Genomic DNA, 18614 nt, shown 5'->3' with positions numbered 1-18614 from the left:
CCAAGGCGCCGTTTTAGCCCGTGCATCGCTGCAACATAAGACCCCACAGAGAGACCCAGTGTGCGGGCAGTGATGCCGCCTTTTGTCATTCCGGCGAAAGCCGGAATCCAGTCTCACATCAAGTCCTCATACAGGTCACGCCATTTCGGGTGGGCTTCTTCAATTAACCTAAGCTTCCAAATGCGTTTCCACTCCTTGATTGACTTCTCCCGCGCAATAGCGCTCCCCATATTGTCATGGGTCTAGTACCAAACGAGCGTATGCACAGAGTAACGTTGAGTAAACCCCTCTACTAGGTCACTTTTATGTTCCCACACGCGCCGAAATAGGTTAGAGGTTACACAGACATATAAAGTGCCGTTGCGCTTACTGGAGAGAATGTAGACGCAAGGCTGCCATTCTGGATTCCGGCTTCCGCCGGAATGACGACTACGCCGGTGGTAGTACAGTGCGCATCCTTCTCTTTAAGCCAATGTAAATTACAGGTTGAACTGCGCCTCTACGTAGTCCTTCTCTTTCTTATAGACCTGCATCCTGCCGGACAGCGATTCCATAACGATGATTTCGTTCCTGCTGTTCACGTGAACGGCGATGGGGCGGAAGAATTTCCACTCCACGGAAGTGTCGGCGCGGCGGCGGGCTTTTACGAAATCGGGGTTGGCGTTGATGACCCGCTGGCCTTGCTTGGACAACTCGCGGGCGTCGCCATACACCGACGCGATGGGGTTAGCCTCGGCATCGAAGATTTGCAAGCGGTCGTTGCCCCAGTCGGCGACGTAAACGTCGCCCTGAGCGTCGGTGGCGACGCCGGTGGGCCGCAGCAGCCGCCCCGCGCCGGAAGCCCCGAATTCGAGGATGAATTGGCCGTCAGGGCTGAATTTTTGGACTCGATTGTTGCCCCAATCGGCCACAAAAATGTTCCCCTTGGCGTCGATGTGGATGCCGAAGGGGGCGTCGAACTGGCCCGGGCCGGACCCCTTCTCGCCCCACGTAGCCAGGCGACGCCCGTCCTTGGTGAGCTTCTGCACGCGGTTATTCTGGCTCTCGACCACATACAGGCTGCCGTCCCTATCGAACCGCATGCCGGCGGGGCCGCCGAGCTGGCCGGGCGCGGCGCCCGGAACACCCCACTTCCCGAGAAATTTCCCATCTTTAGATGAGAAGATGGAGATGCGGTTGAGATACTCGTCGGAGATGTAGATGTTGCCGTCCGGCCCTTGGGCCACGCCCGCCGGCCAGAGGAAGTTGCCGTCCTCGGCGCCAAGGGTGCTGGTCTCAAAAATAGCCTCGTCCTTTTCCAGGTCCCACTTGGCCCACCGTTGAATTGCGCCAAAGGCCACGTCAGCGCCGTTGGCCCGGCTGATGACGTACATAACGTCCTCGTTCTTAGCGTCGAGGATGTAGTCCTGGCCGCCGCGCGAGGTGTACAGGGTGCCGATGCAGTGGCTGTAGTTATACGTCCGATTACCGACAGTGAGGGTTAGGGCCATCAGGTTCTCCTCAATTCTCTAGCAGAACTGGTACTCGCGGGTGGAGCCGATGAGTTGGAGAAGCTCCGAGACTCGTCCGGCAAAGGCGCGGCGCTGGGCTTCGGTAGAGCCGCGCTTCAGGGGGCCGGCGGCCTGTACGTGTTCGATTAGCTGTTTTCGGGTCCCGGCCTCCAGCCTGATCATGCCGAGAAGCTCCAGGCAGCCGTCCAGCAGCTCTTCCGGCGTAAGGGAGAACTTAGAGGCCAGCCTGTCGATGATCGATTGGACACCGGGAAAGGAGGCGTTGCCCAGCTTTTCGGCGGCGTAGTTGACGCGGCGCACCAGGGAGCCGGTGTCAATCCACTCGCTGCCGTAGTGCCAGCCCTCGACGCTGGGCGGGTTCACGATTTCTTGTCCTTGATAGCCAGGCTCGACGGCGGTCTGCACCAGGCCGGGCATGGACCGCTCCTGGTATTCGCCCACCAGCCGGCTGACGCCCACCACCAGCTCCGTGGGGTTCTTTACTTTGGCGAACCACACCTTCTCATCTTTGAAGAAGGGGGCGTTGAAAAGGAACCTGAGGGCGCTCTTTACATCGTAGTCCGAGTCCTTGAGGACTTTGGCGATGGTGTCCACCGCCTTGGGGTTCTTGGCGGGCACGTCCAGCCAGGACGGCACCTGAACGTCGTCTTCGACGAAGAAATTGTAGAGGTGGCGGGCGATGAACTGGGCGGTGGCGGGTTCCTTGGCGATGATGTCGATAATGTCCTCGCCGTTGAAATTGCCGGTGCGCCCGAGGAAGGTCTTGTCGCCGTCGTCATGGTCCTCGGCCCGGTATTCGAACTCCCAGGTGCCTCGCATGTATGGTGAGCGTGGGAGCTTGGGTTTCATGGTCCAGCCTGTGAAGGCGCGGGCGGCCATCTTGACGTCGTCTTCTGAGTAGTGGCCCTGTCCCATGGAGAAGAGTTCCAGAAGCTCGCGGCCCCAGTTCTCGTTGGGCGCGGTCCGGTGGTTCTGGTTGTTATCCAGCCAGAACAGCATAGCGGGGTTCTTGGATATCACCAGCAGCAGGTCTTTGTAGTTACCCAGACCCTTGGACCTCAGAATCTCCATCTGCTTTATCATATCCGGCGGGCTGTCCACCTTGGAGTTTCCGGTGGCGAAAAGCATATGCCAGAAAAGCATCATCTTCTCTTCTAACGGCCGCCGCGTTTGAATGAATTGGAATATCAGGTTCATTTGGGCCGAGGAGGGATTGGGCGGCACCTCGGTCATGGGGTGGTATCGGTAGAGCTTGAGGATGTCCACTCTGGGCATGCCGTGGGCGTCGGGGTCGATAAGCTCCTCCACCGTGGCCTCGTAGCCCTTCTTGGCCCGGGCCTCCAGCTCGTCGCGGGATGCGCCGAACCCGGCCCGGCGCATGAGATGCGCCATCAGGGGTATGTCTCTATCAGCCATTGAAAGGCTCCTTTGACAGCTTTCCGCGCGCGTCATAAACCGTCCGGATATACCGAAGTCCAATCTCGGCAGATATGCGGCGGGGAAACGACAAATCTTGCTTAGCTGGAAGCGCGGGTCTGAGAATAATCGGCCTGCCTTCGGAGCTTGGCCTTCATCTGGCCCATCTTTATCCGCCTGGCGAGTTCCGCCTTGCCCTGGGGCGAATTCTTGTCATATCCCAGGGGTATGCGCACGGGTCTCTGCGGCCCCCTGGCGGGGTCCTTTGCGGGACGCCCAACCTTCCTTCTGGCCTTATATATCTCTGACACCATTGCCGCTCCCAGTTCATCTCAGATTTGGTTAAGGCGCTGAATTGGACCTTAATTTCCAGGGTTAATCTTTTATCCCATCGGCCTTTTTGTGAATCCGTGGGAGTACGTAATTCGTTTCAATCGCCTTCCCGGGCTAGTCCAGGGAAATAATGCCATGACGCAGGGCAAAACGGATAAGGTCTGTGTGGCTCTGCAAGTGGAGCTTTCGCATAACGTTGGCCCTGTGGGTCTCCACAGTCCTGGGGCTGATGATCAGCTTCTCAGCGATCTGGTTGCTGCTAAGTCCTTCCGCCGTCATCTGCAATATGGTGCGCTCGCGGTCCGTAAGGGCCTGCATCTCGTCCATGCCCGTGGACCGCACCTTCTCCACGTAGGCCTCCAAGGACAGGTCCGACAGCGGCGGGCTAAGGTACCGCTTGCCCGCGCTGACGCTTCGAATCGCCTTCTTGAGCTCTATGGAGCCTGCGTTTTTCAACACGTAGCCCATAGCTCCCAGCTTCAGCGCCTGCAGCACAAAACTTTCGTTGGCGTACATCGACAGGATGATCACACGAAGGCCCTGGTGCTTCTTGATTATCTGCCGCGTAACCTCTAAGCCGTTTAATCCGGGCATCATCACGTCCAGAAGCAAGATGTCGGGGCCGCATTTCGACACCATCTCCTCCACCTGCGGCCCGTCGGACGTCTCGCCGACGACTTCGATGTCCCGCTCCGTCGCCAGCAGGGAGCGGACGCCATCCCTGATCAGCTTGTGGTCGTCAGCGATGGCGATTCGCATGAATATGCGCCTATGCCGCTGGTTCCGGAGGTCCGCCAAGGGGTATGCGGGCGATGACCTCGGTCCCCATATCCCTGGCGGAGTGAATAATGAACTTGCCCCCCAGGGCAGTTACGCGTTCCCGCATGTTAGCCACGCCGGCGGTGTATCGGTCAGACATAACCTGTCCAGTCTCGAACCCCGATCCTTCATCTTTGACTGTAATGGCCAGCATATCGCCGTCAATCCAGACTCTGACTTGCGCGTTGTCGACGTTAGCGTGGCGGGCTACGTTGGTCAGCGCCTCCTGGACAATCCGGTAGGCGGCGGTCTCGATGTCCGGGTTGAACCTGCCGTCGATCCCCGAATGCACAAAGCCGACTTTTATTCCGCATTGCTGGGTGTAGCGCTCCATCTGCCAGAAGAGGGCGGGTAGGAGGCCCAGGTGGTCCAGCATGGCGGGCCGCAGGTCCAGGGACAGATTGCGGACCTTGCTGATAAGGCTGTCCACCAGATCTTTCGGGCTTTTAAGCAGTTCAGGCTGAGGAATGCCGCCGCCGTGAGAGACGGACTCCAGCATCATTTTAAGGCCGGTCAGCTCCTGCCCAATCTCGTCGTGCAGCTCTCGCGCCAGGGTCTTTTTCTCCTGCTCCTGGGCGTCCACTAGCTTTCGCGATAGGGTCTGGAGCTCATGCGCGCGAGCTTTCACCACGTCCTGCAGCCGGGCGTTCTCCAGCAGTGTCCCCGCGCCATTGGCGATGGCGGTCACCAGCTTGGCCCTGTCCTGGTTAAAATGTCCCGGCTGAGGAGATGCTATCGATACTGTGCCGAGCAAATGGTCACCAACTTTTATCGGAACTACCATAAAGGACTTCATGCCGGCGGCCAGAAGACCCGGAGGGCGCCACGAATGGGTCTCCAGGTCGTCGATGATGACGGGCCGCTCCTCGTTAAAAGCGGCGCCGACAATTCCATATCCAATCTCCTGGTATTCAAAGGGCGTGGCGTCTTGCGGGTAGCCCACGGCGGCTACCTTTTTTAAAGCATGTCGCTGCCTATCCACCAGCCTGAGGGCCGCGTGCTCCGCCGTGGCCGACTGGCAGAGGACGCCCAGCACAGCCTCAGCCCTTTTCTCCACCGTCTCAGTGTTTACCAGGATTTTAGCGATCTGGAACAGGGCCTCAAGCTCCAGGGCGCGAAATCGTTCCGACTCCAGCGCGCGGGCGTGGGCCATCAACACGCCCAGCTCGTCGGCTATGGCGGTTATCAGCCGCACCATTTCGTCGTTGAAAAAATCGGGTTCTAAAGATTGGATGGTTATAACGCCCAGAAGACGGTCTTCTGCCCTGATGGGCAGCGCGGCGATGGACTTAACGCCGTGCTCCACCACGCTGGGCAAGGCGGCGGGGTAAGCGGGGTAGTTGTTCACAATGACGGGACACAGTTCTTGATAGGCCTGGCCTACCACGCCCGCGGCGAAGGGGACCATCGGCAGCGGTGGGTCTAGGGCCAGGTCCCGGCCCACGGCCTCCACCAGCGACAGGCCGCCCTGCTGCTGGTCCCCCGCCCGCATGACCACCTTATGCCCGCGAGATACGCGCAGGACTTCATCAAGGATGCGCCTGATCCTCCCTCGATAGTCCAGGGGCATCGCCATTATTCGAGACAGGTTGTACATGGTCTCGAGATGGGCTGCCCTGTTATGGATATCTGAAGCGTGCATTGTGAGTCCGGCGACCTTTTTCGGCGATGCCCTTGATAGCGAGCTGCCGTCCATATCTTTACCACACCGCGTCAATTTTCGCCAATGAGCGGTATTGTATTAGACATGCCATAGGTCAGCGAATACAATTTCTTCGCTCAGCTTAGCAGTGGATAGAATCATCGGCTTATGCCGTCACCGATTACCCGCCTAAAAGCCAGCCCCAACTACAAGTGGTGGGCTACCACCGCCATGGCCATCGGCACGCTCATAACCGTGGCTGACACGGGCCTGGTCAGCGTTGCCCTGCCCACCATTGCCGACCGCTTCGACACAGATCTCCCCACCGTGCAATGGCTGGCCACGGGCTACCTGGTGGCCATCAGCGCCCTGTTGATGCCCATGGGCCGCCTGTCCGACATGATAGGCCGCAAGCGAGTGTACCTGTGGGGCCTGACGGTCTTCACCGTCGCGTCAGGCCTGGCGGCCCTATCGCCAAACCTGGGCATGCTCATCTTCTTCCGGTTCTTGCAGGGCGCGGGCCTGGGCATGGTCCAGGGCAACCAGATGGCGATTATGACCTCCATCTTCCCGCCTGAGGAGCGGGGCAAGGCCCTGGGCATTCACATGACTATGGTGGGCGCGGCGCTGATCATTGGCCCAGCCATCGGCGGCGTGCTGGTGGACACGCTGGGCTGGCAGTCCGTCTTCTACGTAAATCTGCCGCTGGGTGTGGTCTGCATTCTGCCAGGGTTGCTGGTGCTGGAGGAGTCGAGGGTGACGCACCGGGGGGCGGGCAGCGCCCACGAGGGGTACGACTGGGCCGGGGCCGCTCTGTCGTCGATGGCGCTGTTGACCTTCCTCCTGGGCATGACCAACCCCTGGAAATGGGATTCTATCTATCGATCGATGCTGCTGGTGTCCAGCGCGTTGTCGCTGGGGCTGTTCGTGGCCTGGGAGAAACGCGCCAAAGCGCCTATGCTGGACGTATCTTTGTTCAAGGAGGCGGTGTTCTCTCTGAGCGTCAGCGCCCGTTCCATTGCCTTCATCACCTCCTCCACCGTACTTTTCCTCATCCCCTTCTATCTGCAGGGCGTCGCGGGCTACAGCCCGGGGGAGTCCGGCGTCATTATGACTACGGTAGCCTTTGGCATGGTGGTCGTCGGCCCGCTGGCCGGCCGGTACTCGGACCGATTTGGCTGGCGGCCCTTTAACGTCGGCGGCGCGGCGCTTTCGGCGGGAGGACTGTTCATACTGTCGCGCGTCGACGAAAACTCGGCCCTGGCTCTGGCTATGGCGGGCATTATTATGCAGAGCTGCGGCATGGGCATGTTCACCGCTCCCAACACCAGCTCTATTCTCAGTGTAGTGCCTAAAGAGAGATACGGCGTCATCTCCGGCTTTGTGCAACTCCTACGGACAGGCTCCAACGTCACGGGCATAGCCATCTCCACCGTCATCATCGCCTCTACCATGCGCGGCCAGGGTTTCGAGCCGAATCTAGGCTCTGTGTCCGAGGGCGGCGACGCCGCGGTGGCCTCCGCCTTCGCCGACGGCCTCAAGACGGTCTACCTGGTGATGGCGTCAATACAGCTGGCGGCGGTGGCGCTGTCGCTGGTAAAGGGCGGCGGTGTGCGGGTCAAGTCGCCGGCGCCGCAGCCTGCCGCGCCGGGGGCTGGCGGGGCGTAGCGCTGCTTCGCCCAATAGGCATGTACAGGACTTTGTTCCTTGCCGCGCAACGTATTTCGTCTTATATAAAAGGACAGGATGTAGACTAGTGCATGATTAGCACAATCATGTCATTTATGCGTACGACGATTGTGTTGTCATTGGCTGGCAAGGGTTGTAGGATGGGGCTTTAGCAGGCCCGCAAAGGCCCTCATAAAGGCCGCTTTCGGCAGCCTCGTATCGACTCCATAATCTGAGAGGTCTCTTTGGCAAATCTAGAGAAGAATACCCATAGCAAACACGCCGCCTCCATTCTGGAAGGGCCCCGCGCAGTACCCGCCTTCAAAAAGGCCCTGAACGATCTGGTGGCCCAGGCGAAGAAAGGCCACTCCCCCAGCAGCGAGGTCTTCAACCCCACCGACCAATGGCTCATCCAGCGCATGCCTGTCTATCAGGACCTTCCGGAAGCGCAGCGAAGCAGGCTCCTGAAGGAATACACCACCTCGGGGCCGGCGCGGCGGGCAGCCAACTCCCAGGGAAAGGCCGCCCGCCGCGCCGGCCCCGAGGTGGTGTTTAGATTGGACACCGGCGGCCTCGCCTTCTATAGCCAGCTAGGCGTCGCGCGGCGCCCCGACCTGACCCAGTATTTCATCGACGGCTTTTCCAAGAACCGCGACGCTCTCAGCTTCAGCGAGGCCAGTCAGGAGCTTTTCGCCGAGGTCTTTCCCTATATCACCAGGAAAATGGAGAGCAGCTTCCGGGCTGGCAAGGACATCATCCAGTCCGACCGCCGTATCGCCGACGCCCCGGACCGCAGCTTCCACGCCCGCCAGCTATTGTTCGGCATTCGATACCTCCAGGCCCCCTACATGTGGCGGCAGCTCACCTTCCCGCTGCCTAAAGAGGAGTGGACCAGCGAGCCTGACATCCTCGAAGTTTCGGTGCCGAACTGGCTTCAAGACCTGGGCTTGCCCGCCAAGCTTATCGAGCGGGTCAAGAAGGCCGGCCTCACGCAGCTTGTTTTCAAAGCCCCCACCGTGGGCCTCTCCCTGCATCTTGGTTTCGACTACCTGGGCGAACACAAGATGGGTCCCTTATCTATTACCATGTTCAAAGTAAAAGAACAGGGTGGACTGGCCCTCCAGGCGGCCCTCAGCGTCGCCCGCGCGCGCACAATCAAGGGCGGGGCCAAGAACACCGCCCTGGTCACCACCGGCCCGTCGCTCCACGGCAAAAGCACCATGACCATCATGCTGGAGCTGGCCAACAGCGCCCTTTCCCAGAAGCTGAAGCTCCAGCCCGACCGCGGCGAGGGCGTCTACCCCATGAACGACGACATTATCCTTATCCAGAAGCTGGCTCGGCCCATCGGCAAAGTTGCCGGCGGCAGGGAGATCAAGATTCCCTACAGCATCGACGGCACCGAGAACAACTTCTACGCCGTGCCCTTCGGCCTTACCCGCGAGGACGACCCCATCACCTACGACGTCGTCCGGGGCACCAAGGCCCAGCCCAACAAGAACGAGATCCAGGAGAACGTGCCCGTCAAGATGGACGAGGGCCGCCCCGATTTCCAGAGCAACCCCGTGCGCAACATGCGCATGATTATGAACCGGTCGCGGCTGCTGGAGCGGAAGGGTTCGTCAGGCCTTCTCAACACTATCACCAACGGCGGCACCAAAGAAGGCGTCCACGTGCCTATGGAGTCCATCGATAGGGTCTTCTGGCAGGGCGTTATGCGTCAGAACACCGTAGTCCCGCCCCTGCGGCGCCTGGGCCTGAGCCAGTACGTGCGCGTGCTTATGTACGGTGAGGCTGTGCAGATGGGCGCGGCCATCGGGGCCATCGGCGCGCCGTATGTGGAATACTTCTCGGACCCCTTCATCATCGGCCTCGAGGACGACAACGCCACGCTGCTATATCGCATCCTCAAAGAGATTGAGCGCGGCGGGTTGGAGCAGCACTTCTACGTCTTCAACACCGGCGGCGTCGGCGCTGACACCAACGACAAGGCCCAGGGCGCCAGGTATCGCAAGATCGAGAAGGAGCTTACGCTGATGCTCCAGGAGGGCCTGCTGCGCGACGCCGTGGTATTCGAGCATGACGACATCCTTGGCTCCGACATCGCCGTCGCCATCAAGAACGACAAGGGCGAGACGCTGGTTGACCTGAAGCGCGGCGGCTGGCTGCCCCGCCATATCTACGGCGACGCCGATTACAAGAAGCGCACCCACGAGCTGGCCCACCGCCGCTACTATGGCAAGGACGCCGGCGATAAGGCGGGCATCCTTCGTTACACCGAGGTGGCCAACGAGGTCTTCGACATCGACGACATCCCCGCACCCACCAGCGAGCGTGAGCTAAGCGAATTGCTGTCCTTCTACTGGCACCTGGACCAGCCCTACTCCACCCTCGCCGACGTGTCCACCAACAAGGCCCAGGGCCAAAAGCCCGGCGCGGCGATATTGAACGCTCTGAAAGGGAAGGTGGAAGCCGCGGTCGGCGGCGGGCTGGCGCTGTCGGCGGAGAACAAGGCCGCGCTGAGGGAGTTGGGCGTGGGGGTGTAGTTTAAACCACTACAGAAAATTTTGAGGCCGTGGGATTTGAACCACGGCCTTTTTTCGGAACGGACCCTATCCGTCGTTCTCTAACCTAGCGCCGCGGAGTAGCGGTAGCGCCCACGCGGATAGATTTTAATCTGGTGATTTCCGTTTCGAGCTTGCTCTTGGAATATCCTAGTTGGATCGCCTTTGTAACATCTTTGGCGGCATCGGCGTCCCTTCTTAAAAGGGTATAAGCCCTCGCCCTGTTGGCGTATGCGTGGAGTAGATTAGCGTCCAGCCTGATGGCCTGGTTCGCACTTTCCAAGGCATGTTGAGGTAGGTTGAGGTCCACCAACGCATCAGCTTTATTAGCGTATGGAGTTGCCCATTGCGGCTTTAGTGCAATGGCTTTGTCATAATCTTCAATGCCTCTTTCAAGCTCACCTAACCTGACGTAGGCGAACCCCCTGTTGAGATAGGCCTTTTCTCGATTTCCATCCAGGCGCAGGGCCACATTGTATAGAGAAATTGCAGCGCTGTAGTTCCCCGAGAGATGTTGTTTAACGCCGTCGTTTACGAGCTGTTGCGCCGCTGTGAGGACTTGTTGCCCTCCAGGTTCTTCCGTTTCTATAGCCCCTGGAGATTCGGCTTGTAATGTGGCTGTGGGATTTGGTGTAGCTGCGGGATTTTGCGTCGCCGTGGGCGTTTTTGACTCGCTCCCGCACGCAGCGACAAGCACGCTGGCCCCAAGCGATAACAATAGTGGGATAGCAGTTACCCAGAACTTCATGTTCGGCCTCCGCACATAACTGTCAAGACTGAACATCTATATTTTTACAACCCGACAGAATCCTGTCGAAACCCTCTAAACGAGTAATTAAAGCGTCAAAAGAATTGCCAATTCAGATACGAATTCGCTAGCTATTCTGGCAGGATGGTATGCTGCATAAAAGCATCTACTCCACCGCCTCCCTCAGCACCTCCACCAGATGCCGCGGCCTGCGCCCAGTGCCGTGCTCGATCTGCTGGCGGCAGGATATGCCCATCACCGCCACCTCCCACTCCTCGCCCTTGGCGTTGACCGCCGGGAACAGCCGCTGCCCGCCGATAGCCATGGACACGTCGTAATGCTCCTTCTCAAACCCGAAGCTGCCCGCCATGCCGCAGCATCCCGCGTCCACCGCCTCGACGGTGTACTTGGGCGGCAGGCGCAGCGCTCTCAGCGACGCCGCCGTGCCCACCAGGGCCTTCTGGTGGCAGTGGCCGTGGAACAGCACCTTCTTAGCCGTGTCCTTGAACTTCAAATCCAGCTTCCCCTGCTCTCGCAGCCGATCCAAAAACTCGTCGATTAGATAAGTTGCCCTGGCTACCTCTTTCGAAGCCTCGTCTTTTAACAGGTCCGGGTATTCATCTCGCAGCGTCAGCAGGCACGACGGTTCGCAGCCGACAATCGACGCGCCTTGCTTGACATAAGGCAGCAGGCGGTCCACATTGCGCCGCGCGTTCTCCCTCGCCCGCTCCAGCATCCCCTTGGAAATCATCGGCCTGCCGCAGCACTCCAGCCGCTCTGCCAGCACCACCTTAAACCCCGCCTTCTCCAAAAGCTCCGTCGCCGCCGCGCCCACCGACGGCGTGTTGTACTCCATAAACGTGTCGTTTAACAGCACCACGGTACCCTTGGCGCCGCCGCTGAGGGGTGTGTGACGTTTATGCCACGCGCTGAAGGTATTCGGCGACAGGCGGGGCAGCGAGCGATTCTTGTGTATGCCGACCATCGAATGCAGCAGCCACCGCGCGCCGGGGAGCCTGGGCGCGAGGTTGGCTAGCGGCCCCAACCTGCGGCCCCATCGATTCAGCGTGCGGATGTTGGCGAAGAGCCGAGCCCGCAGGGGTATCCCGTGGGCTTTGTGGTAGTTATTGAGGAACTCGTACTTCAGCTTCGCCATGTCCACTGACGACGGACACTCGCCCTTACAACCCTTGCATTCGAGGCACAGGTCCAGGGCTTCGTACAGGCGATGGGAGGTCATGTCGCCGGTGGGGAGCTGGCCGGATAGCACGGCCCGCAGCAGGTTGGCACGCCCGCGCGTAGAGTGCTCTTCTTCTTTTGTCACCATATAAGATGGGCACATGGCGCCGTCGGCCTTGCGGCAGGCCCCCATGCCGTTGCACATCTCCACCGCGCCGTCGAAGCCATAGTCGGCGCTGAAGTCCAGGGCCGTCGCCAGCTTCAATGTGGACTCATACCCCGCGCCAAAACGCAGGTTCTCAGTCATGGGCGGGCAGTCGATAATCTTGCCCGGATTCATAATGTTCTGCGGGTCAAAGACCGCCTTGACCTCTTTAAAGGCCTGGTAAATCGCCGGGCCGAACATCTTCTCGGTCCACACGCCGCGCACAATGCCGTCGCCGTGCTCGCCGCTGAAGGCCCCGCCGAACTCCTTCACCAGGTCGCCAATCTCGTTGGCAATGGCGACCATAGTTTTCACGCCCTCGCCCGTTTTCAAATTCACCATGGGCCGGATATGCAGGCAGCCCTCGCTGGCGTGGCCGTAGTAGCCCGCCGTAGTGCCGTGGGCCTTGACGATGCTGTCGAAGCGCCGCACATACTCGCCCAGGCGATGGGCGTCCACCGCCGTGTCCTCGACGAAGGGGATAGGCTTGGCGTCGCCGCGAACGCTCATCAGCAAGCCGACGCCAGCCTTGCGAATGTTCCACACGTTGGCTTGGGCCGCGGGGTCGGTGAGATTGGCGCAGGCATAGCCCAGGCGCTGGCGCTGCAGGTCCGATTTGAACTTCTCCAGCTTGTCCTTCAATTCGATTGGCGATTCGCCATAGAACTCGACGGCCAGCACGGCGTCGGGCCGCCCCTCTATGAACGTCATCATGCGCGAGAAGCCGGGCGACTCGCGGGTGCGGTCTAATAACATGCGCCCTATCAGCTCCACCGCCGACGGCCCGTGCTTGAGAATGGTCGTCGCGGAGGCGCAGGCCTCGGCCAAGTCGTCGAAATGCGCCACCGCCAGGCCGGTCAGCTTGGGCCGGGGCACCAGCTTCAGCTTGGCCTCGGTGATGACGCATAGCGTCCCCTCCGACCCCACCACCATGTCCGCCATGTTGCTTGTGGCTGGATCGATGAATCGGTCAAGATTGTAGCCGCTGACCCGCCTTGAAATCCTGGGGTACCGCTTCTGCACCTCGTCCCTATGCCGGCGCGCAATGTCCAGCACCCCCCGGTATACCTGCGCCTCGAAGCCGCCGCCGCTGAGCATGGCTTCGAGCTCGGGAGCAGATAGTTCGCTGAAGCTGGCCTGGGAACCGTCAGACAGGACTGTTTTGACACCTAGCACGTTCTCGCCCGTCTTGCCGTAAATCACCGAGTGGCTGCCGCAGGAGTTGTTGCCGATGCCGCCGCCCACCGATGCGCGGTTGGCCGTCGAGGGGTCGGGGGCATACTTAAGGCCGTGTTTGGCAAGTTGCCGGTTCAACTGGTCAAGGACAATCCCCGGCTGTGCCCGCACCCATCGCTCCTCCGGGTTCACTTCCAGCACGCCGTCCATATATTTCGAGAAGTCGATGACAATGGCGTGGTTCACCGTCTGGCCCGCCAGGCTGGTGCCGCCGCCGCGAGGAAGTATCGGCACGCCGCCGCGCCGCGCGACGTCCACCGTCGCCAGCACATCCTCCACGCTGCGCGGCACCACCACGCCCACCGGCTCCATCTGATAAATCGAGGCGTCGGTGCTGTAAAGGACTCGCGAGAAGGCGTCGAAGCGGACCTCGCCGCTGACAACCTTCTTCAATTCATGCTCTAGCTCTCTCGCCTGTGAAACGGTGGCTTTCATTCAACCTGCCTATTAGACATCCCTACTACTTTAGAGCAGGCGCGCCATTAGGGGCAACTCAAAAATAGAAGGCCCTCTTCGATTCATCGAAGAGGGCCTTAGTCCGTAGCTTCAGTGCGCCGTTAGTTGGTAAAAGCCAGGTTATCGATGTGGAAGGTGGGCTGAGACCCGCCGCTGTTCTCCTGAATTGTAACCCTGGTGATGGTGGTGTTGCTCGCTCCCAGGGCCGACAGAGGAATCGCGACTGAAGCCAGCCGCCGCTGGCGGAGGTGTCGTAGTCGGCAGGATTGACCTCGGTTATGGGAGTGTCCGAGGTGTTGTGGAGGGACACGGCTATGGAGGACAGCGACTGCCCGCCTCCCAGATGTATAACGAATCTTAGGTGGGTATAGGAGGATGTGTTCAGCCCGGAGTGATGCAGCGAGAGGCCGGCCCAGGCCGAGTTGTAGGTCACCGCCAGGGAGTTGGAACCGGCGAAGACGGGCGACGTGGCGTTGGGGTTAAGGCTGCTCCCCCAGCTCCAGTTGGCCCACTGCAGTGAGTCGCCGTAGACGGTGGCCGTAGACCCGCCTGGGGGCGGTGGAGGCGGAGGCTCCCCGCCGCCGTCGCCTGTGAAGCTCATATCGTCGATGTAGAAGGTAGGCCGCGCGGCGCTGGTGGAGTTCTGCACCTGGACGCGCGTAATAGTGGTGTTAGCGCCGCCAAGGGCTGTCAGCGGGATGTTGATGGTGAGCCACCCTCCGCCGGCGGGGCTGTCGTAATTCTGCGGGTTGACCTGGGTGATGGGGCTGCCGGACGTACCGTACAGCGACACCTGAAGCCCCGACAAGGGCTGCCCGCCCATATTTATGGCGAATTGCAGATGGGTGTATGGCGACGTGTTGCCGGGATTGACGCTGGTGCCCCAGCTCCAGTCCTCCCAGCGAAGCGCGTTGTCGTACACCACCCCTGAGGAAGCGGGGGGTGGAGGCGGGGGCGGAGGATCGCCGCCGCCTGGACCGGACTGGCTAAGGAATCCCAATTCGTCCACATAGAAGGTGGGCTGGGCGCCGCCGGTATTGTCCTGAATGTTTACGCGGGTGACCGTGGCGTTGTCCGCCCCAAGGTCGCCTAGAGGAATGGATACGCTAAACCAGTCGTTGGCCCCGCCGGTGGCGTAGTCCGTGGGGTCGACGGACCCCAGGACGTCGTCCCCGAGGCCGTACAGTGTCACCACAACTCGAGAGAGCGGCTGTCCTCCGATAGCGATGGCGAAGTGCAGGTGGGATGAGGAGGAGGTGTCCAGACCCCCGCTGCGCAGCGAAAGGCCGGCCCACGCGCTGTTGTAAGTTACCGCCATGGACCTGGAGCCGGAATATATCGGCGACGTGTTATTGGGGTTCACTGTGGTGCTCCAGCTCCAATTGTCCCATCGCAGGCTGTTGTCGTAGACCGTATGGGAGGGGGGTAAGGGAGCGGGGTTGCTGCTGGGGCACGAGTTGTTGCTGGAGGCGGCCACGGTGGAGCCGTTAATCGTAATGCGCAGTGCGGCGCCGTTGTTGTTGTGGTTTGTCTCCAGCAGCCTGCGGTCTGGATTGACGGTGGAGAAAAGGCAGTACTCTCCGTTAGCCACTCCCGCGATGCTTATATACTGGTCTGGAAGGGTGGAGCGGTATATATCGCCCCAGCCTACCGAGAGTCCCTGGGCCCTGGTGGAGGCGCATTCGCCGTAGTACTTGGAGCTGGGCTGGCCCTCCAGGTTGTATCTTGGCGCCGTGTCCTCTATGTAGGTGGACTGTTTTGACCCTTGGGAAACCGTGCCGCCGGATAGATTGGCCAGCCTGTAGTGTGTGAACTCGTCAAAGTGCCAGTGGTTGTGAGAAGGGTGGTACACCATGCAGCCTGCCTTCACAGTCCGGGAGCTTGTGTCCGTTCCCCGGACAAATATCCCGTTGCCGTTGTTGTCCTGGAAAATCCTCTGGGAGACAATGCGGTCGTTAGACGCGTTGCCATCGCCGTCGCAGTCATTATTGTCACTGCCTGAGAAGGTCTGCGGGAAGATCTCCAGGACGCCCGTGTGCTGGTTGATAACCTCATTGGTGAAGTAGAGGCGTTTCTCGCCGCCCACAGTCTTGATCTCCATCTCTCTGGGCGCTACGGTGACCAGGTCCGGCAGCAGGTCGCCGCCGCTGGTGTGCTCCGCCATTATAACGCCGCCGCCACTGAAGGTGGCGGCGAGAAGGGCTAGCACTGCGGTCGCGACCTTCCATAGGCGCCATGAAATCATTTAGTTATCTCCATGCGTTTTTGCTGCGGCCAGGGGATCCGCAGGATTACTGCTATAAGGTTCTGAGATGGCAGTTACAGGTTAACCATCTAAACAGACCGTTTAGCAGGCGGCTTTGAGACTAAATGCGCAGTAAAAATTTATGAGAAGTGTCTCAGTCACATGGCTTGAAGTCGATAGTCCATTCAGATTAGGACTGGGTAGTTCTTAAGGCATTGGCGTTGTGGGAGCAAGGGTTGGAGTCGCCATAGAAGTGACCTGAGCCTGAGCGGCATTGGCATAATCCGACTTTTCGCCCCCTTAAATCCACTCCCTTTTAGCCCATTCTACTTAGCGGCTGCGCTGGCTGGTAATTACTGCTAAGCCTATCTTGCTTTCATTCAATGGGACAACACCTGCCGCCTAGTCTCCTGTCCCTTTAGAGGGATGGGCGATAAAAAACAACACGCGCCGCTTTCGATCTGCCCTTGTATGGACAGCTACCTTGTCGGCGGCGGTGTTGGCAGGGACGTGGCAATGGCGCTGACCACGTTGGAATAAGACGACTCGTTGCTGCCCAGCCTCGCCTTGACCCGGTAGTGATAGGTGACGTTATTGGACAGGCCCTCCTGGTCGATATACGTGGTGTGCTCGCCGGCGATGGTCGCGGTCTTGACCCACGGGCCGTCGCGGCCGGTATTGGAGCGTTCGATGATGATGGCGTCGGGCGCGCCGTTGGCTTCGGGCCAGTAGAGCTGAATAGCCAGCCGGTCGTGGATGGTCTGCGCCTCCAGCGAGCCGGGGATGGAAAGCGTATCGCTGTCGTCGCCGCAGGCCACAGTAATCGATAAGGCTAGGAGGCTCAAGCAGAGGAGCGCGATTTTGATAAACATAACCCACCTTTCTATTTTGCCTATGATACCTTACGTGCGCTCTCGACTTTTAGTTCCCCAACCCCTATCTTTTCCCCATGCTTCAGGACGACCGCTACTGCCCTAAATGCGCCTCGCCCCTGGAGGTCCGTGCCGCCCATGGCACGCCGCGCCCCGTGTGTCCCGCCTGCGGCAAGGTCATCTTCTACGACCCCAAGCTGGCCGCCGCCGTGGTCGTCGAACGCGACGGCAGGGTGCTGATGGTGAAGCGCAACACCGAGCCAGGCCTGGGCCTCTGGAGCTTTCCAGGTGGGTATGTGAACCGGGGCGAGTCCGTAGAGGAGGGCGCGGCCCGGGAGGTTCGAGAGGAGACGGGGCTGACGGTGGAGATTCGGGGGCTGGTGGGGCTGTTCTCCGAGCGGGGCCACCCGGTGGTCCTGGCCGCCTTTGATGGACGTGCGGTGGGCGGAAGTGTTATCGCCGCGACGCATGAAGTCCAGGACGTGGGTTTCTTCCCGCTCGACGCTTTGCCGCCCCTGGCCTTCCCCCGGGACGCCCAGGTGTTAAAGGCGTGGCGGAGGCTGAGGAACGGGCGAAACTAGTCCCCTCCGCCTCCCTTCACCTCCACCTTCCCCAGTTCCTCCAGCACCTTCACGTAAGCCTGCGTTCCCTCCTCGCCCAGTCCCCGCAGCCCCAGGGCGTAGAAGCCTTGCCTCGCCACCGACGACACTGGCATCGGCAGGTTCATCTCCTGCGCCGCCTCGTTTATCAGCCGCTGGTCCTTGAGCATAAGCTTCACCGCGAAGCCGGGCGCGAAGTCCCGCTTCAACAACCTCGACCCCAGGTTTTCCAACTGCCACGAGTTGGCCGCGCCGCCGGTGATAGCCTGGAAGGTCTTGTCCAGGTCCACTCCCAGCTTGGCCCCCAGCAGCAGCCCCTCGCACACCGCCGCCAGCGTCCCTGCCACCAGGACCTGGTTTACCAGCTTGGCCGACTGGCCGCTGCCCGCGGGCCCTATATGAATAATTCGTTTGCCCATGGCTTGCAGGACGGGCAGGCACCGCTCGAAGACCGGCCCGTCTCCACCCACCATTATCGACAGCGTGCCGTCCTTGGCCGCCCACGAGCTGCCGGTCACCGGCGCGTCCAGCATCGACGCTCCTTTTTCCCCCAGCTTCGCCCCAATCGTCCGCGTGATCTTGGGCGAAATCGTGCTCATGTCGATAAGCACTCCGCCGCGCTGTATGCCCTCGATGACGCCGTTCTTGCCCAGCACCACCGCCTCCACGTCCGGCGAGTCGGCCACCATGGTTATGACCACCCTGGCCTTCCGCGCCACCTCCGCCGGCGACGCCGCTATCTCGGCGCCGGCGTCGGCCACGGGCTTGGTTTTGCTCTTGGTGCGGTTCCACGCCACCACTTTATAGCCATTCTTGATTAGGTTGAGGCTCATGGGCTGTCCCATGATGCCCAGGCCAATGAATCCGATGGTCTCTTTGTCAGCCATGGCGGCTCCTTGTTGGGTATGCTTAGGCTTTGGGCCAATGTATCCGAGATAAAGTATGCCGTCAATGCGTAGTCCTTGCCTCCACCCCTGATATTGAGCGGGCATCCGCCGCGACGCATTTCGTGGTGTAGTCGTCAAAATCTCCTGGTAATTCGGCCTGCCAGGCAAGCCTTTGCCGACATTGACTAGGCACGACGGACGGTGATAGCCTCGTCCCGTCCCTAGATAGCCTTC

General features: G+C 60.3%; 13 protein-coding genes and 1 pseudogene. 3 read left to right on the top strand and 11 right to left on the bottom strand.

Annotated elements, in window-relative coordinates:
• Window positions 1–113 precede the first annotated feature (113 nt).
• The 6 genes and pseudogenes from FJ320_08505 to FJ320_08480 all read right to left on the bottom strand — a co-directional run bounded on the left by FJ320_08505 (window position 114) and on the right by FJ320_08480 (window position 5775).
• Window positions 114–449: pseudogene (locus tag FJ320_08505) on the bottom strand (GIY-YIG nuclease family protein).
• 30 nt (window positions 450–479) lie between these two features.
• Complete coding sequence (locus FJ320_08500) at window positions 480–1490, bottom strand: hypothetical protein (GenBank protein MBM3926010.1); 1011 nt, start codon at window positions 1488–1490, stop codon at window positions 480–482.
• An 18-nt stretch (window positions 1491–1508) separates the two neighbouring features.
• Complete coding sequence (locus FJ320_08495; GenBank protein MBM3926009.1) at window positions 1509–2927, bottom strand: DUF1800 domain-containing protein; 1419 nt, start codon at window positions 2925–2927, stop codon at window positions 1509–1511.
• Between the two features lie 101 nt (window positions 2928–3028).
• Window positions 3029–3241 (bottom strand): hypothetical protein, encoded by a 213-nt coding sequence (locus tag FJ320_08490; protein MBM3926008.1) that lies wholly within the window; start codon window positions 3239–3241, stop codon window positions 3029–3031.
• A gap of 133 nt (window positions 3242–3374) precedes the next feature.
• Complete coding sequence (locus FJ320_08485) at window positions 3375–4019, bottom strand: response regulator transcription factor (GenBank protein MBM3926007.1); 645 nt, start codon at window positions 4017–4019, stop codon at window positions 3375–3377.
• Between the two features lie 10 nt (window positions 4020–4029).
• Entirely contained in the window at window positions 4030–5775 is a 1746-nt protein-coding gene (locus tag FJ320_08480) for a GAF domain-containing sensor histidine kinase (GenBank protein MBM3926006.1), read from the bottom strand.
• Between the two features lie 114 nt (window positions 5776–5889).
• Here FJ320_08480 and FJ320_08475 point away from each other — a divergent pair, with 114 nt between their 5' ends.
• Window positions 5890–7389 (top strand): MFS transporter, encoded by a 1500-nt coding sequence (locus FJ320_08475; GenBank protein ID MBM3926005.1) that lies wholly within the window; start codon window positions 5890–5892, stop codon window positions 7387–7389.
• A 245-nt stretch (window positions 7390–7634) separates the two neighbouring features.
• The gene (locus tag FJ320_08470) at window positions 7635–9935 is read left to right on the top strand and encodes a hypothetical protein (protein MBM3926004.1); all 2301 of its coding nucleotides are present in this window, start codon (window positions 7635–7637) and stop codon (window positions 9933–9935) included.
• Window positions 9936–10020: 85 nt separating this feature from the next.
• On the opposite strand, the gene FJ320_08465 is transcribed toward FJ320_08470, so the two are convergent.
• From FJ320_08465 to FJ320_08450, 4 genes are all read right to left on the bottom strand, one after another.
• Entirely contained in the window at window positions 10021–10737 is a 717-nt protein-coding gene (locus tag FJ320_08465) for a tetratricopeptide repeat protein (GenBank protein ID MBM3926003.1), read from the bottom strand.
• A gap of 130 nt (window positions 10738–10867) precedes the next feature.
• Window positions 10868–13756: an FAD-binding protein gene (locus tag FJ320_08460; GenBank protein ID MBM3926002.1), complete on the bottom strand. Its 2889-nt coding sequence runs from the start codon at window positions 13754–13756 to the stop codon at window positions 10868–10870.
• Window positions 13757–13814: 58 nt separating this feature from the next.
• Entirely contained in the window at window positions 13815–16022 is a 2208-nt protein-coding gene (locus tag FJ320_08455; protein MBM3926001.1) for a hypothetical protein, read from the bottom strand.
• Window positions 16023–16501: 479 nt separating this feature from the next.
• The gene (locus FJ320_08450) at window positions 16502–16894 is read right to left on the bottom strand and encodes a fibronectin type III domain-containing protein (protein ID MBM3926000.1); all 393 of its coding nucleotides are present in this window, start codon (window positions 16892–16894) and stop codon (window positions 16502–16504) included.
• Window positions 16895–16971: 77 nt separating this feature from the next.
• Between FJ320_08450 and FJ320_08445 the strand changes: the two genes are divergently transcribed.
• A complete protein-coding gene (locus FJ320_08445; protein ID MBM3925999.1) occupies window positions 16972–17475 on the top strand; it encodes an NUDIX hydrolase in 504 nt (167 codons plus the stop codon).
• On the opposite strand, the gene FJ320_08440 is transcribed toward FJ320_08445, so the two are convergent.
• Entirely contained in the window at window positions 17472–18380 is a 909-nt protein-coding gene (locus tag FJ320_08440) for an NAD(P)-dependent oxidoreductase (protein MBM3925998.1), read from the bottom strand. The genes FJ320_08445 and FJ320_08440 overlap by 4 nt on opposite strands.
• Window positions 18381–18614: the final 234 nt, after the last annotated feature.

This window comes from SAR202 cluster bacterium, assembly GCA_016872285.1.
Taxonomy (GTDB): domain Bacteria; phylum Chloroflexota; class Dehalococcoidia; order Lucifugimonadales.
The sequence above is the reverse complement of the archived record's forward strand: the minus strand, read 5'-3'. Positions and strand labels throughout refer to the sequence as shown.

Coding starts and splice junctions, on each gene's coding strand:
- FJ320_08500 (MBM3926010.1), bottom strand. CDS start 1,490: ATGGCCCTAACCCTCACTGTCGGTAATCGGACGTATAACTACAGCCAC.
- FJ320_08495 (MBM3926009.1), bottom strand. CDS start 2,927: ATGGCTGATAGAGACATACCCCTGATGGCGCATCTCATGCGCCGGGCC.
- FJ320_08490 (MBM3926008.1), bottom strand. CDS start 3,241: ATGGTGTCAGAGATATATAAGGCCAGAAGGAAGGTTGGGCGTCCCGCA.
- FJ320_08485 (MBM3926007.1), bottom strand. CDS start 4,019: ATGCGAATCGCCATCGCTGACGACCACAAGCTGATCAGGGATGGCGTC.
- FJ320_08480 (MBM3926006.1), bottom strand. CDS start 5,775: ATGGACGGCAGCTCGCTATCAAGGGCATCGCCGAAAAAGGTCGCCGGA.
- FJ320_08475 (MBM3926005.1), top strand. CDS start 5,890: ATGCCGTCACCGATTACCCGCCTAAAAGCCAGCCCCAACTACAAGTGG.
- FJ320_08465 (MBM3926003.1), bottom strand. CDS start 10,737: ATGTTCAGTCTTGACAGTTATGTGCGGAGGCCGAACATGAAGTTCTGG.
- FJ320_08460 (MBM3926002.1), bottom strand. CDS start 13,756: ATGAAAGCCACCGTTTCACAGGCGAGAGAGCTAGAGCATGAATTGAAG.
- FJ320_08455 (MBM3926001.1), bottom strand. CDS start 16,022: ATGATTTCATGGCGCCTATGGAAGGTCGCGACCGCAGTGCTAGCCCTT.
- FJ320_08450 (MBM3926000.1), bottom strand. CDS start 16,894: ATGTTTATCAAAATCGCGCTCCTCTGCTTGAGCCTCCTAGCCTTATCG.
- FJ320_08445 (MBM3925999.1), top strand. CDS start 16,972: ATGCTTCAGGACGACCGCTACTGCCCTAAATGCGCCTCGCCCCTGGAG.
- FJ320_08440 (MBM3925998.1), bottom strand. CDS start 18,380: ATGGCTGACAAAGAGACCATCGGATTCATTGGCCTGGGCATCATGGGA.